Origin of the sequence: Streptomyces atratus (assembly GCF_900119365.1) — a bacterium.
Taxonomy (GTDB): domain Bacteria; phylum Actinomycetota; class Actinomycetes; order Streptomycetales; family Streptomycetaceae; genus Streptomyces; species Streptomyces atratus_B.
In genome coordinates, this window is sequence record NZ_FPJO01000011.1 from 120,180 (window position 1) to 133,825 (window position 13,646).

14 protein-coding genes and 1 pseudogene are annotated in these 13,646 nt (G+C 70.1%); 11 read left to right on the plus strand and 4 right to left on the minus strand.

Features of this window, described 5'->3' with window-relative positions; translation table 11 throughout:
• Window positions 1–85 precede the first annotated feature (85 nt).
• Together BT364_RS20130 and BT364_RS20135 are read right to left on the minus strand one after the other, a co-directional pair.
• Window positions 86–916 (minus strand): DUF4328 domain-containing protein, encoded by an 831-nt coding sequence (locus BT364_RS20130; protein WP_107408267.1) that lies wholly within the window; start codon window positions 914–916, stop codon window positions 86–88.
• A 115-nt stretch (window positions 917–1,031) separates the two neighbouring features.
• Complete coding sequence (locus BT364_RS20135; protein ID WP_072486589.1) at window positions 1,032–2,630, minus strand: beta-N-acetylhexosaminidase; 1,599 nt, start codon at window positions 2,628–2,630, stop codon at window positions 1,032–1,034.
• Between the two features lie 318 nt (window positions 2,631–2,948).
• Here BT364_RS20135 and BT364_RS20140 point away from each other — a divergent pair, with 318 nt between their 5' ends.
• The 7 genes from BT364_RS20140 to BT364_RS20170 all read left to right on the plus strand — a co-directional run bounded on the left by BT364_RS20140 (window position 2,949) and on the right by BT364_RS20170 (window position 8,669).
• The gene (locus tag BT364_RS20140; RefSeq protein ID WP_072486590.1) at window positions 2,949–3,467 is read left to right on the plus strand and encodes a 2-oxo-4-hydroxy-4-carboxy-5-ureidoimidazoline decarboxylase; all 519 of its coding nucleotides are present in this window, start codon (window positions 2,949–2,951) and stop codon (window positions 3,465–3,467) included.
• 206 nt (window positions 3,468–3,673) lie between these two features.
• Window positions 3,674–4,054 (plus strand): succinate dehydrogenase, cytochrome b556 subunit, encoded by a 381-nt coding sequence (sdhC, locus tag BT364_RS20145; protein ID WP_072486591.1) that lies wholly within the window; start codon window positions 3,674–3,676, stop codon window positions 4,052–4,054.
• Between the two features lie 5 nt (window positions 4,055–4,059).
• Window positions 4,060–4,536 carry a succinate dehydrogenase hydrophobic membrane anchor subunit gene (locus BT364_RS20150; protein ID WP_072486592.1) on the plus strand — a complete coding sequence of 159 codons (477 nt, stop codon included), beginning with the start codon at window positions 4,060–4,062 and terminating at the stop codon, window positions 4,534–4,536.
• A 29-nt stretch (window positions 4,537–4,565) separates the two neighbouring features.
• Window positions 4,566–6,320, plus strand: coding sequence for a succinate dehydrogenase flavoprotein subunit (sdhA, locus tag BT364_RS20155; protein ID WP_072486593.1), 1,755 nt, complete (start codon window positions 4,566–4,568; stop codon window positions 6,318–6,320).
• On the plus strand, window positions 6,320–7,078 hold the full coding sequence (locus tag BT364_RS20160) for a succinate dehydrogenase iron-sulfur subunit (protein ID WP_072486594.1): 759 nt from the start codon (window positions 6,320–6,322) through the stop codon (window positions 7,076–7,078). The genes sdhA and BT364_RS20160 overlap by 1 nt, the downstream gene beginning before the upstream one ends.
• A 175-nt stretch (window positions 7,079–7,253) precedes the next feature.
• Window positions 7,254–7,853: a hypothetical protein gene (locus tag BT364_RS20165; protein ID WP_072486595.1), complete on the plus strand. Its 600-nt coding sequence runs from the start codon at window positions 7,254–7,256 to the stop codon at window positions 7,851–7,853.
• A gap of 12 nt (window positions 7,854–7,865) precedes the next feature.
• Window positions 7,866–8,669 carry a hypothetical protein gene (locus tag BT364_RS20170; protein ID WP_072486596.1) on the plus strand — a complete coding sequence of 268 codons (804 nt, stop codon included), beginning with the start codon at window positions 7,866–7,868 and terminating at the stop codon, window positions 8,667–8,669.
• Between the two features lie 105 nt (window positions 8,670–8,774).
• Here BT364_RS20170 and BT364_RS20175 read toward each other — a convergent pair.
• Window positions 8,775–8,942, minus strand: a pseudogene (locus BT364_RS20175) (MarR family winged helix-turn-helix transcriptional regulator); the annotation flags it as partial.
• Window position 8,943: 1 nt separating this feature from the next.
• Between BT364_RS20175 and BT364_RS20180 the strand changes: the two are divergent.
• From BT364_RS20180 to BT364_RS20195, 4 genes are all read left to right on the plus strand, one after another.
• Window positions 8,944–10,170, plus strand: coding sequence for an MFS transporter (locus tag BT364_RS20180; RefSeq protein ID WP_072486597.1), 1,227 nt, complete (start codon window positions 8,944–8,946; stop codon window positions 10,168–10,170).
• Between the two features lie 67 nt (window positions 10,171–10,237).
• Window positions 10,238–10,669 carry a hypothetical protein gene (locus BT364_RS20185; protein ID WP_072486598.1) on the plus strand — a complete coding sequence of 144 codons (432 nt, stop codon included), beginning with the start codon at window positions 10,238–10,240 and terminating at the stop codon, window positions 10,667–10,669.
• Between the two features lie 5 nt (window positions 10,670–10,674).
• Window positions 10,675–11,109 carry a thiol-disulfide oxidoreductase DCC family protein gene (locus BT364_RS20190; RefSeq protein WP_072486717.1) on the plus strand — a complete coding sequence of 145 codons (435 nt, stop codon included), beginning with the start codon at window positions 10,675–10,677 and terminating at the stop codon, window positions 11,107–11,109.
• 23 nt (window positions 11,110–11,132) lie between these two features.
• Window positions 11,133–11,867, plus strand: coding sequence for a TetR/AcrR family transcriptional regulator (locus BT364_RS20195; RefSeq protein WP_072486599.1), 735 nt, complete (start codon window positions 11,133–11,135; stop codon window positions 11,865–11,867).
• 123 nt (window positions 11,868–11,990) lie between these two features.
• Here the strand turns inward: BT364_RS20195 and BT364_RS20200 are convergent, their stop codons facing one another.
• Window positions 11,991–13,547 carry an ABC transporter substrate-binding protein gene (locus BT364_RS20200; RefSeq protein WP_072486600.1) on the minus strand — a complete coding sequence of 519 codons (1,557 nt, stop codon included), beginning with the start codon at window positions 13,545–13,547 and terminating at the stop codon, window positions 11,991–11,993.
• Window positions 13,548–13,646: the final 99 nt, after the last annotated feature.

Sequence of the window (13,646 nt, forward strand, 5' to 3'; positions counted from 1 at the left end):
CAGCCAGGAACAGGCAAGGAAACGGGTACCGCGTTCAGCGCCAGATGGCTCAGAACCGTCACTACAGAGGGCCGAATTGCATCGCTCAGTGGGCGCGGCCCCAGGAGGCGCGCTCCGCCAGACCCGGTGTGCTCAGCGGATACACGCCGAGGGCCGCCCGCTCCCTCTGCATCCGGGTCAGCTTGCGCACGAAGAGGATGGCGAGCACCGCGGCCGCGATGTCGATGGCGTCGGTCGCCACCAGCAGGAACGTCGTGTCCAGGATTTCCTGCGGCTGCTCGGCCGCCCAGTACCGCCGGGCCGTGTACTGGGAGAGGATCTGCGAGCAGACCCAGGCGCCCCACCACAGGTTCATCACGGTGGCCGGGACCGTGCGCCAACTGCCGTCGGTGTTGGTCTGGGCGCTCGCGGTCCAGATGCCGCCCGCGATCCGGCGCGGCAGCACCCAGTTGGCGATCGGGATGAACCAGGCGCCGACGGCCCAGCCGGGCCTCATCGACTGCATGCTCGGGTCGAACACCTCGGCGTTGAGCCGTACCCGCCGGAACCAGATGATGAAGACGACCGCGATGGCCAGGCCCACAAAGGTCTGGAACGAGCTCGCCGCCCCGTACAGATTGTCCGCGAAGGTCGCCGCCTCTTCGTCGTACGTCGCGAAGTCGTTCGCCACCCCGGCCGCGAGCACGCGGTGGGTGTTCAGCCCCGCCGCCACGGCGAGCAGGTCCGCCACGATCATGACCGCCAGCAGCACGACGACGGCCTTCGCGAGCCCCTCCGGCGAGCGCAGATACTGCTGCGGCGCGAAGAAGGCCGGGGCGGGCGGCATCGGGGCCGCCGCACCGGCCGGCCCGGCACAGAGCGGACAGCGTCCGTCGTCGGTGACGGGCGGTCTGAGACGGCAGGTGGAGCAGAGCATGAAGCGGAACCCCCCAAGGTTCTGAGCGCGAACGCGAGAACGCGCGCCCCTCCCCGGTTGCGCGCGGCATGCGGAACCTAGCTCCCGCCCACCGCGCTGTCCACGCCGATTCCGCTCAGCCCGTCCCGTCGATCCGTGCGGCCAGTGCCCGGAACCGGTCCCAGCTCAGCGCCGGCTTCCCCGGGGCCCACAGTTTCTGGGCGGTCGCCCGCAGCGGCATCCGGATGCCCTGCGCCACCTGCGCCGGGGTCTGCGCCTGCGGGAGGTCGCCCCAGACCGCGAACCGGCCGCCGAGGATCTGGCCGGAGTAGCGCGCCGGGACCGGCTGGGTGCCGCGCAGGACGAGCGGGGTCCACTGCTCGTAGATCCGCTCGCCCGTCGGGTAGACGAAGTTGTTGGGCTGGCCGAGCACGTAATAGAGGAACTCGTCGTTGAGGTTCACCACGCGCCGTCCCTCGCGCAGGTACTCCTCCGGCTGCCGGGCGCCGTACTCCTTGCCCGTCCAGTACTCGACCTCGATGTCCTTGTCGGCGTGGACGGTCCCGTCGCGGAAGAAGCCGTCGTTCCAGGCCTTGGGCCGTTTGCCGTGCGGGCGCACCACCGCCGCGCGGTCGTTGAGCCAGCCGGTCGTCAGGTCCTTGATGCCGGCCTGCGCTCCGTACTTCTGCTGGGCGGCGCGCTGGAGCTGCGGGTAGGAGGCGGCCGGGTCCCGTGCCATCAGCGCGAGGTATTCGTCGCCGCCCAGATGCCAGTACGCGCCGCCGAACAGCTCGGTGTACTCGCCGAGGAGTTCGTCGACGAGCTTCGCCGAGCCCGGGTTGGAGATGTCGAGCGACCCGGGCGAGCGGGTGCCCGACACATTGCGCAGCTGGAGGTCGGGGTGGGCCCGCAGCACCGCGCCGAGATGGCCCGGCGAGTCGATCTCCGGGACGACCTCGATGTGCAGCCGGGAGGCGAGGCCGAGGATCCGCCGGACCTCCGCCTTGCTGAGGTGCTCCGGCGACACCACCTCGGGGTGGGTGTCGGACTCGATGCGGAAGGCCTGGTCGTCGGAGAAGTGCAGGCCGAGCTGGTTGAGCTTGAGGTCGGCCATCTCGCGCAGCCGGTCCTCGATCCAGGCGGCGGTGTAGTGCTTGCGCGCGATGTCGAGGTTGAGGCCGCGCTGCGGCCGGTCGGGGCGGTCGCGCACCTCGCCCTCCGGCATCGCGCCGTCGGCGCGCACCGACTGCTTCAGGGTGCGGGTCCCGTAGAAGACCCCGGCCTGGTCGGGTCCGCTGATCCTGGCCCGTCCGTCGTGGACGTCGAGGGTGTACGACTCGGGGGCGCCCCCGCCCGGGGCGAGGGCCAGCTCCACATCGCCCGCGCGGGCGGGGACCTCGCCCCGGTAATGGATCTTCAGCTCCTTGGCCAGCAGCTGCCCCTCGTCCGCGAGCGTCCCGCTGCCGCCGGCGACGACCACCCCGCCGTCCGGGCCGGGGCGCCAGCCGGGACCGCGGGCCGCGATGTGCTCCCGTACGGCGGGGATGGTGCGCGGGGCGGTGGAGAGCGGGTAGCTCCGGGTGGGTGAAGGGGCGGGCGCGGGGGTGCGGGCGTTCGACCCCTCGCCGGCGAGTCCGTTGTCGGAGCCTTCCGGCCAGACGACGACGGCGATCGTCGCGGCGGCCGCCGCGGTGAGGACCGCACCGGCCGCGAGAGCGCCACGTGAGGGCGACATCGTTCAGAAACCTCCGTCGTTTACGAAAAACAAGGCTAAACCAGGCAGACCCGATTAAAATCGGGCGGACAGCCAGGCGTTCTCCTTGGATTACGGTTCAGCGGGCGTTCCGAAACTCTCCCGTCCGGGTGAAGTTCGCGTATTTGTCGGACGTCCGTTGCCCCTCCTCGCTAGCTTTGAGGCACATTCGTCTCTCCCTGCACCCTGCATCTGTCTGACCCCATCCGCCCCTGCCCGCTCCAGGGTCACAGATGCCGTTGAACCGAGGAGCCCACGCTGTCCAGGTCCAGCGAGTCCCACGCAGGCCTCCCGGAGCAACTGCGGCAACCGGCCACCCGGACGGCCGTACCCGTCCAGAATTCCGGATCCGCACACGCCCAGGGCCTCGGCCTCTTCAACACCGCGCCGCCCGCCGAGGCCGAGGCCGCCCTGCTGGAGTGCTGCGGCAGCCGCCGCTGGGCGCAGCGGCTGACCGCCCACCGCCCCTATCCCGACCTGGACTCGCTGCTGGCCGCGGCCGACGAGGCGGGCTACGACCTGGCCCCGGCGGATCTCGCCGAGGCGCTCGCCGTCGAGGTCCCGCCCGGTCTGCACCATGCCGCGCCGCACTCCGCACATCTCGCGCTGCGGGCCGCGCACGCCGCGTACGAGTCCCGCTTCGGCCATGTCTTCGTGATGTGCGTGGACGGGCTGGAGCCGGCCGAACAGCCGGACCAGGTGCTCGCCGGTATCCGGGCCAGGCTGGGCCACGAATCCGACCAGGAGCGGGTGGTCTCCGCGGACGAGATGCGCCGACTCGCCCGGGGCCGCATCATCGAGCTGGTATCGGGTTCATAACGGAACGGGCTCGGCGGCGACGTCCGGCAGCCCTTTCTAGCCCGTCCGTGCCTGTTTGATTGCCACTTTGATCACACCGCGGGCCCCCGCGCGAACGAACCGACAAACCGTCGCTACGATGGCCGGGGCCGGTGGACCGTACCCGGCCGGGTCAGACCGACAGTCAAGCCGGCCGACCCCAATCCCCGCTCCCGGAGGGTTCTTCCGTGCCGGCTGGAACGCTGTACCGCGGCCGGGAAGGCATGTGGTCCTGGGTGGCTCATCGAGTCACCGGTGTCCTCATTTTCTTCTTCCTGTTCGTACACGTCCTGGACACCGCTCTCGTCCGCGTCTCCCCCGAGGCCTACGACGACGTCGTGGCCACGTACAAGACGCCGATCGTCGCGCTCCTCGAATACGGCCTGGTGGCCGCCATTCTCTTCCACGCGCTGAACGGTCTCCGGATCGTCGCCGTGGACTTCTGGGCCAAGGGCCCGCGCTACCAGAAGCAGATGCTCTGGTCGGTCGTGGGCATCTGGGTCGTGCTGATGGTCGGGGCGCTGTACCCGGTCCTCGGCCACGCCGTACGCGAAGTATTCGGGAGCTGAGGCCAATGTCCACCGAGTCCTCCGCCGCGATCGGCTCCGTCGAGGGCGTCAGCCTGTACGACGTAGACAACCCGGCCCCGGTCATCGAGCCGCCGCGCAAGCGGACCGGCAAGACCCCCAAGGGTTCGCGCACCAACTTCGAGATGTACGCCTGGCTCTTCATGCGCCTGTCGGGCATCGTCCTGGTCGTCCTGGTCCTGGGCCACCTGCTGATCCAGCTGGTGCTGGACGGCGGCGTCTCCAAGATCGGCTTCGCCTTCGTGGCGGGCCGCTGGGCCTCGCCGTTCTGGCAGGTCTGGGACCTGGCGATGCTGTGGCTGGCCATGCTCCACGGCGCCAATGGTCTCCGTACGGTCATCAACGACTACGCCGAACGGGACAACACCCGCTTCTGGCTGAAGATGCTCCTGTACACCGCCACGGTGTTCACCGTCCTGCTGGGCACGCTGGTGATCTTCACCTTCGACCCGAACATCCGCTAGGCGCCGGGCCAGAGGGACCAGAGGAAATCATGCAGATCCACAAGTACGACACCGTCATCGTCGGCGCCGGCGGCGCCGGTATGCGCGCGGCCATCGAGTCCACCAAGCGCAGCCGTACCGCCGTGCTCACGAAGCTGTACCCGACCCGCTCCCACACGGGCGCCGCGCAGGGCGGCATGGCCGCCGCGCTCGCCAACGTGGAGGAGGACAACTGGGAGTGGCACACCTTCGACACCGTCAAGGGCGGCGACTACCTGGTCGACCAGGACGCCGCCGAGATCCTGGCGAAGGAGGCCATCGACGCCGTCCTCGACCTGGAGAAGATGGGCCTCCCGTTCAACCGCACGCCCGAGGGCCGCATCGACCAGCGCCGCTTCGGCGGTCACACCCGCAGTCACGGCGAGGCCCCGGTCCGCCGGTCCTGCTACGCCTCGGACCGCACCGGCCACATGATCCTCCAGACGCTGTACCAGAACTGCGTCAAGGAGGGTGTGGAGTTCTTCAACGAGTTCTACGTCCTGGACCTGCTGCTCCAGGAGGTGGACGGGGTCAAGAAGTCCGCCGGCGTCGTCGCGTACGAGCTGGCGACCGGCGAGATCCACGTCTTCCAGGCGAAGTCGGTCATCTTCGCGTCCGGCGGCACCGGCAAGTTCTTCAAGGTGACGTCCAACGCGCACACCCTGACCGGTGACGGCCAGGCCGCCGCCTGGCGCCGGGGCCTGCCGCTGGAGGACATGGAGTTCTTCCAGTTCCACCCGACGGGCATCTGGCGCATGGGCATCCTGCTGACGGAGGGCGCCCGCGGTGAGGGCGGCATCCTCCGCAACAAGGACGGCGAGCGCTTCATGGAGAAGTACGCGCCGGTCATGAAGGACCTCGCGTCCCGTGACGTCGTGTCCCGCTCCATCTACACGGAGATCCGTGAGGGCCGCGGCTGCGGTCCCGAGGGCGACCACGTCTACCTCGACCTCACGCACCTGCCGCCGGAGCAGCTGGACGCCAAGCTCCCGGACATCACCGAGTTCGCGCGCACGTACCTCGGCATCGAGCCCTACACGGACCCGATCCCGATCCAGCCGACCGCGCACTACGCCATGGGCGGCATCCCGACCAACGTCGAGGGCGAGGTGCTGGCCGACAACACCACCGTCGTCCCGGGCCTGTACGCCGCCGGCGAGGTCGCCTGCGTCTCGGTGCACGGCGCCAACCGCCTCGGCACCAACTCGCTGCTCGACATCAACGTCTTCGGACGCCGCTCGGGCATCGGCGCCGCCGAGTACGCCACGAAGAACGACTTCGTCGAGCTTCCCGAGAACCCGGCGCAGATGGTCGAGGAGCAGATCGAGCGGCTGCGCAACTCGACGGGCACCGAGCGGGTCGCGACGATCCGTCAGGAGCTGCAGGAGTGCATGGACGCCAATGTGATGGTGTTCCGCACCGAGCAGACCATCAAGACGGCCGTCGACAAGATCGCCGAGCTGCGCAAGCGCTACCTCGACGTGTCCATCCAGGACAAGGGCAAGCGGTTCAACACGGACCTCCTGGAGGCCGTCGAGCTGGGCAACCTGCTCGACCTGGCCGAGGTCATGGCGACCTCCGCGCTGGCCCGCAAGGAGTCCCGCGGCGGTCACTACCGCGAGGACTACCCGAACCGCGACGACGTCAACTTCATGCGCCACACCATGGCGTACCGCGAGGTCTCGGCCGACGGCACCGAGTCGATCCGGCTCGACTACAAGCCGGTCGTCCAGACCCGCTACCAGCCGATGGAGCGTAAGTACTGATGGCAACCCCGATTCTGGACAAGGTCGAGGCGGAGTCCGCCTCCTCCCCGTACATCACGGTCACCCTCCGGATCCGCCGCTTCAACCCGGAGGTCTCCGACGAGGTCCAGTGGCAGGACTTCCAGATCTCGATCGACCCGAAGGAGCGTGTGCTCGACGCCCTTCACAAGATCAAGTGGGAGACGGACGGCACCCTGACCTTCCGCCGCTCCTGCGCGCACGGCATCTGCGGCTCCGACGCGATGCGGATCAACGGCAAGAACAGGCTCGCCTGCAAGACGCTGATCAAGGACATCAACCCGGAGAAGCCGATCACGGTCGAGGCCATCAAGGGCCTCACGGTCCTCAAGGACCTCGTGGTCGACATGGACCCGTTCTTCCAGGCGTACCGCGACGTCATGCCCTTCCTCATCACCAAGGGGAACGAGCCGACCCGTGAGCGCCTGCAGTCCGCCGAGGACCGCGAGCGCTTCGACGACACCACCAAGTGCATCCTCTGCGCCGCGTGCACGTCCTCGTGCCCGGTGTTCTGGAACGACGGCCAGTACTTCGGCCCGGCGGCGATCGTCAACGCGCACCGCTTCATCTTCGACTCGCGCGACGAGGGCGGCGAGCAGCGCCTGGAGATCCTCAACGACCGTGACGGGGTGTGGCGTTGCCGCACCACCTTCAACTGCACGGACGCCTGCCCGCGTGGCATCGAGGTCACCAAGGCGATCCAGGAGGTCAAGCGGGCGCTGATCACGCGCCGCTTCTGACCGCCGCTTCACGGCAGCCGCATCCGGCCCCGTTCTCCGCAGGAACTCTGCGGGGAGCGGGGCCTCTTGCTGCGCCGCCCGGGCCTTGGCGGTACGGTCGTGCGGAACCGGGCGCCGGTTCGCCGCCGGCGCAGCAGGGCCCGGGGCGCACAGGCTTGATCGAGAGCGGGGAACGTTGAGCGATCCGAATCCGTACGCGGACGACTCATACAAGTGGGGGCCGGCTCCCCAGCAGCCGGGCAATCCGCCCACCGTCGCGGACGGCCAGGCACAACCCGGCCCGGGCGCCCCGGCGTACGGCTACCCGCAGCCGCTGCCCGAGTCGGCGGCCCAGCCCGGCCCCGCCTACGGCTATCCGCAGGGCGTCGCGGCCCAGCCGACCATGCCCGGTCACGGCTTCCCGCCGCAGCCGGGCGCCCCGATGGGCGCCGGGATGCCGGTCCTGACGTTCGGTGACATCGCCGTGATGCAGGACCAGATCGTGACTCCGGCCGGTCCGATGCCGCTCAAGGGCGCGGTGTGGACGGCCACGGACCTGACCCGCACCGAGGAGAAGATCCCGACGGTGGGGATCGTGCTCGCGATCGTCTTCGCGCTGTTCTGCCTGGTCGGCCTGCTGTTCCTGCTGATGAAGGAGAAGCGGACGACCGGCTTCGTCCAGGTCTCGGTGACCAGCGGCGGGCGGCATCACTCGACGATGATCCCGGCGGTCGGCCCCGACACCTTCCCCATGGTGATGGCCCAGCTCAACACGGCCCGCGCGATGAGCGTCTGACGGTCGGCGCCGATGGCCCGCCTCCACCACACCGTCACCGTCCGCGCGCCGGACCGTGAACTGCTCGACGCCTGCGCCGGGCTGGTCTGGGATCTCGTCGAGTCCACCCGGGCCCGGGGCCGGTCCGTGGTGCTGCCGGACGGGCGGGCCGTCCCCGGCCTCGCCCTGGTCAAGGGCCGCCATCTGCGGCCCGGTGCCCGGTACGAGTCCCACGGCCCCGACACCGGGGAGCTGGACACGACGGTGATACGGGAGTGGCGGCGCGGCAGTGCGATCGCCGTCGAACAGCTGATGCGGTCACCGGAGTTGTCCGGGCGGATGGCCCTGCGGCTGCGCAGCCCCGACCGTCCGGCGTCGCTGGAGATCGAGGGGCGGATGTGGGGGCCCGAGGGCTCTGGTTCGCTGCGCCGCATGTCGGGCAGGGCCTCGCTCGACCTGGCCGCCTGGTGGGCGGCGGCCGCCCTGGCGCCCGGGGCGCCCCCGGTGGCCCGCGCACCGGCCACCGCGCGGCTGAAGCACCGGCTGGGGGTCGCCCGCCTGTATCTGCGGCCGCGCCGGGCGGAGCCGGGCCTGTGGTTCGTCGATGTCACGGTGACCGTGCACGGGCGGCTGCTGCTGCGGCCGGTCGCCGCGTTCGCACTGCTGCTCGCGGGTGTGCCGCTGCGCCGCGGCTTCCGCTCCTCGGTGGAGGAGGCGGCCGAGCGGTGGAACGAGGTGCTCGGGCGGGTCCTCGCGAAGGACCTGGACGAGCTGAGGGCGGAGCTGGCCGAGCGTGCCGTGGCCGATCCCGGCGAGGCGGCCGACGGGCCCCGCTGAGCGCACGGCCGAGCGCCCGCGGCTCAGAGCCTGTCGGGTGACCTCTGATCGGGCGGTCACGCCCTGGCACGCCCGCTTCCCGGTCGAAGGTCACCCGACAGGCTCTCAGTCCCAGGCGGCGCCGCCCCGGTCCTCCGCGACCACCATGACGCGCCGCAGCATGTCGTTGAGCAGTGTGCGTTCGTCCTTGTCGAGGACGCCGAGCAGCCGGTACTCCTCGTGACCGAGGACGTCCATCGCGCCCAGCCAGGTCGAGCGGCCCTCGTCGGTGAGCATGCCGCACCCCTTGCGCACGCGCGCCTTCCGCCTGCTCTTCATCGGCCGCGCCCTCTCGCTCATCGGCGACGCCGTCATCCCCACCGCCCTCTCCCTTGCCGTCTACCTGGCCACCGGCTCGACCGGGGCGCTCGCCCTCGTCCTGGGCTGCGCGATGGTCCCCAAGCTGCTCCTGCTGCCGCTGGGCGGCGTCGTGGGTGACCGCTTCAACGCCCGTACGGTCGCGCTCACCACGGATCTCGTACGGTGCGCGACCCAGCTCTTCGTCGGCGCGGAGCTGCTCGGCGGCTCCCCCGCGCTCTGGCAGATCGCGCTCGCCGAGGCGATCGGCGGCGCCGCAGGGGCCTTCGCGATGCCGACCGTCTCGCCACTGATCCGGGGCACCGTGGCGGAGTCCGGGCTGCTGCGCGCCAATTCACTGATGGCGGTCGTCAACAGCTCCGCCCGGCTCGGCGGGCCGGCCCTCGCTGGTGCGCTGATCCTCACCGCGGGTCCGGGCTGGGCCTTCGTTCTGGACGGCGCCACTTTCGCGGTGAGCGCCGCGCTGCTGTCCGCCGTCGAGGTCCGGCACGCACCCGTCCCGAGGCGCTCACTGCTCACCGACCTCAAGGAGGGCTGGGGCGAGGTCCGCGGCCGTGACTGGTACTGGACGAGCCTGATCGCGCACGCCGTCTGGAACGGCGCGGCGGCCGTCCTGATGACGGTCGGCCCGGCGCTCTTCGTCCGGGAGCTGGGCGGCAAGGGCGTCTGGGTCGCCCTTCTCCAGACCGGTGCGGTCGGCCTGCTCCTCGGCTCCCTGCTGGCCGGCCGGGCCCGCCCCCGCCGCCCGGTCCTGGTGGCCAACCTGGGCCTCGCCACGTACGCCCTGCCGCTCGGCCTGCTGGCCGCCCATGCGCCGGTCGCGCTCACCATCGCCGCGTACGGCGTCGCCCAGGCCGGCCTCGGCTTCCTCGGCCCGGTCTGGGAGACCTCGGTCCAGTCCGCCGTACCGGCACACGCACTGGCCCGGGTGACCTCGTACGACTGGCTGCTCTCCCTCGGCGCGATGCCGCTCGGCTACGCCCTGGCCCCGCTCGCGGCCTCGGCCTGGGGTGCCGAAGCACCCCTGACCGTCGCCGCGGTGGCGGTCGGCGCGGCCTGCCTGGGGACGGCGGCAGTACCGGGCGTACGGCACCTCGGGGCGCCCGGCAAGCAGGCGGAGCATGCCACCGCGACCCCGGCTTGAACATGTTCAAAAGCAGGTCTACAGTCCATGACAACAACTTTTGAACGCGTTCAAGGGAGGGTGGGGCATGGACCTCACTGTTGTCGCGTACGTCATCTACCTGCTGATCAGCGTGGCGTTGACCGTCTGGGTCGCGCGCACGCTCAGCCGCAACGGCAGGGTGTTCCTCGCCGATGTGCTGCATGGGAACGAAAAGCTCGCCGATGCCGTCAACCATCTGCTGGTGGTCGGCTTCTACCTGGTCAACCTGGGCTTCGTCACCCTCTATCTGAGGAACTCCGACGGAGTCACCGACGCCCGCGGGCTCTTCGAGGCGCTGTCGGTGAAGCTCGGCGTCGTCCTGCTCGTCCTCGGCGTGATGCACCTCGGGAATGTCTATGTACTCAACAGGATCCGCCGCCGCGGCCTGATGGAGCGTGAGCAGATCCCGCCCGTGGCCCCGCAGGGCTGGACGGGACCGGGCAACGGTCCGTGGGCGGCGCCCGCCCCGAGGGCCTGAGCGCCATGACGGACGGGCCGGGCGGGCAGCCGCTCTCCGTCGAGCGCCTCACGGTGCTGTACGACGCGCGGTGCCCGCTCTGCCGCCACCTGCGGCAGTGGCTGATGAAGCAGCGTCAGCTCGTCCCGCTCGACCTCGTCCCGGCGGCCTCCGAGGAGGCGCGCCGCCGCTTCCCCGGGCTCGACCACGCCGGGACGCTGGACGAGATCACGGTGGTCGGCGACCGGGGGCAGATCTACCGCTCCACCTCCGCGTGGATCGTCTGCCTCTGGGCGCTGGCCGAGCACCGGCCCAGGGCGCACTGGCTGACCACCCCGGCGGGCCGCCCGTTCGCCCGGGCCACCGTACTGGCCGCCGCGAAGTACCGGTCCCTGACCGCTCCGCCGTGCGGCGAGGGGGACGGGGACGGTGCCTGTACGGTCCCCGGATCCGGAGGCTGACCGGGGCGGATACCCTCGGGACTGTGGTGAAGGAAGCGAAGGACGTGAAGGAAGTCAAGGCTCCCAAGAGCGAGCAGACCCGCACACTCATCCTCGAAACGGCGCTCCGGCTCTTCCAGGAACGCGGCTACGACAAGACGACGATGCGGGCCATCGCCCAGGAGGCCGGCGTCTCCGTGGGGAACGCCTACTACTACTTCACGAACAAGGAACACCTCGTCCAGGGCTTCTACGACCGGCTCGCCGCCGAACACGCGGCGGCGGTGCAGCCGGTCCTGGACGGCGACAAGGACCTCGCGGTGCGCATGCGCGGGGTCCTGCTCACCTGGCTGGACGTGGCGGAGCCGTACCACCGCTTCGCCGCCCAGTTCTTCAAGAACGCCGCCGACCCGGAGAGCCCGCTCAGCCCGTTCTCCGCGGAGTCGGTCGCGGCCCGCGAGGCGGCGATCTCCATCCACCGGCGCTGCCTGGCCGGATCCGACACCAAGACCGACCCCGAACTGGCCGAGCTGCTGCCACAGTTGATGTGGCTGATACAGATGGGGCTGGTGCTGTACTGGGTGTACGACCGGACGGAGCACACCGAGCGCAGCCGCCGCCTGGTCGAGCGCTCCGCCCCGATCGGCGCCCGCGCCATCGCGCTCTCCCGGTTCCGGGTGCTGCGGCCGCTGGTGCGGCAGATCCACGACGTGCTGGAGGAGTTCCTGCCCGGCGCCGCGAAGTCCGGGGGCCGGGGGCGCTCCGACGCATCGGACTGAGCGCCGTCCCGTAATCCCTTGGGAAAGCGGCGGGGCGGCCGTCCGGCAGTGCCGGTACGACCGCCCCGTGTTCCGGTCCGGCGGACCGGCAGGACCTCAGGCCCGTCCGATCCGTCAGGCCCGTCAGATCCGCTTCAGTTCCCAGAGCCGCCAGAGGCCGGTTCCGTCCGAGAGGTACTGCGAACCGGAGACGTCCGTCGTGCTGACGACATAGTCCTTCTTCTGCCACAGCGGGACCAGCGGCACGTCCTCGCCGACCTGCGCCTGGAGCTCCTTGAAGTCGGCCGCGGTGCGCCCGCGGTCGCTGTACTGCAGCGTGGAGCTGATCAGGCCGTCCACCTTCTTGCTGGAGTAGCCGTTGTGGAGGCTGTTGTTGCGGCCGACCAGCGGCTGGCTGAAGGTGTCGGAGTCCGGGTAGTCGGGGAGCCAGCCGACCGTGTACGCGTCGTACTTGCCGGCCGCGTACTCCTTCTGGAACTTCAACCAGTCGACGGCGTGGACCTTGACCTTGAACAGCCCGTCGGCCTCCAGCTGGCGGCGGAGCTCCGCGGTCTCCTGCTCGGACGTCTCGTTGCCGCCGCCGTAGCCGAAGCTGATGTTCAGCGGCGTCTGCACGCCGGCTTCCGCCAACAGCTTCTTGGCGCGCGCCGGGTCGGGCGAGGGGTAGGCGTCGAAGAACGGTGTGCTGTGCCCGATGTAGCCCTGCGGGATCAGCGAGTAGAGCGGCTCGACGGTGCTCTTGTAGACGTCGGTCACCAGCGGCCCGCGGTCGATGATCGAGGCGATGGCCTGCCGGACCTTCTTGTCGGCCAGCGGGGAGCCGGGCCGGACGTTGAAGACGAGGTTGCGGATCTCGGCGCTTTCCGCCTCGGTGACGCGCAGGTCGGGGTCGCCGGGGTTCAGCTCGGCGAGCGTGGCCGGCGGCAGTTCGCGGTGCGTGACGTCGAGCTGCTTGGCCTTCCAGGCGGCCTGGAGCTCGTCCGACTTTTTGTAGTAGTGCACGGTGACCGGGACACCGTGCTTGCTCAGCGCGCCCTTGTAGAGGGGGTTGGGGACCAGTTCGGCGATCTCGCCCGACCGGTACGTCTTCAGGAGGTACGGACCCGAGCCGTCGACGGTGTTGCCCTTGCGGAGCTTGTCCGCCGGGTACGACTCGCGGTCGACGATCGAACCGGCCCCGGTGGCGAGCTTCTGCGGGAAGGTCGCGTCGCGCGAGGAGAGGTTGAAGGTGATGGTGCGGCCGTCGGCCACCACGTTCTTGAGGCTCGGGAAGAGCACCCAGGGACCGACGTCCGTCTTGATCTTGATCATGCGCTCGATGGAGTACTTGACGTCCTCGGCCGTGATCTTGCGGCCGTTGGAGAACGTCAGGTCGTCACGGAGCCTGCACTGGTACGTCTGGAGCTTCTGACCGATGAACCCGCAGCTCTCGGCGGCGTCGGGCTCGGGCACGACCGCCCCGGACTTGAACGTCATCAGGGACTGGTAGATGTTGCTGTACATCGCCCAGGACCCCGCGTCGTACGCACCGGCCGGGTCGAGCGAGGTGACCTCGTCCGTCGTGCCGACCGCGACGGGGGTCTTGTTCACCTCGTCCGAGGGAAGCAGCTGCCAGGCAACAACACCTGCGATGACCAAAACCGCGAGAATCGCGAGAATCCGTAGCCGGACCGACCGCATTGACGTGTTCTCCCTTACCAGCCCCACCTCGGCGTTGTGCTCAGATGCACACATCACCGCATGCTCGCGATCAGCCAATCACACGATTTTCACATCTGG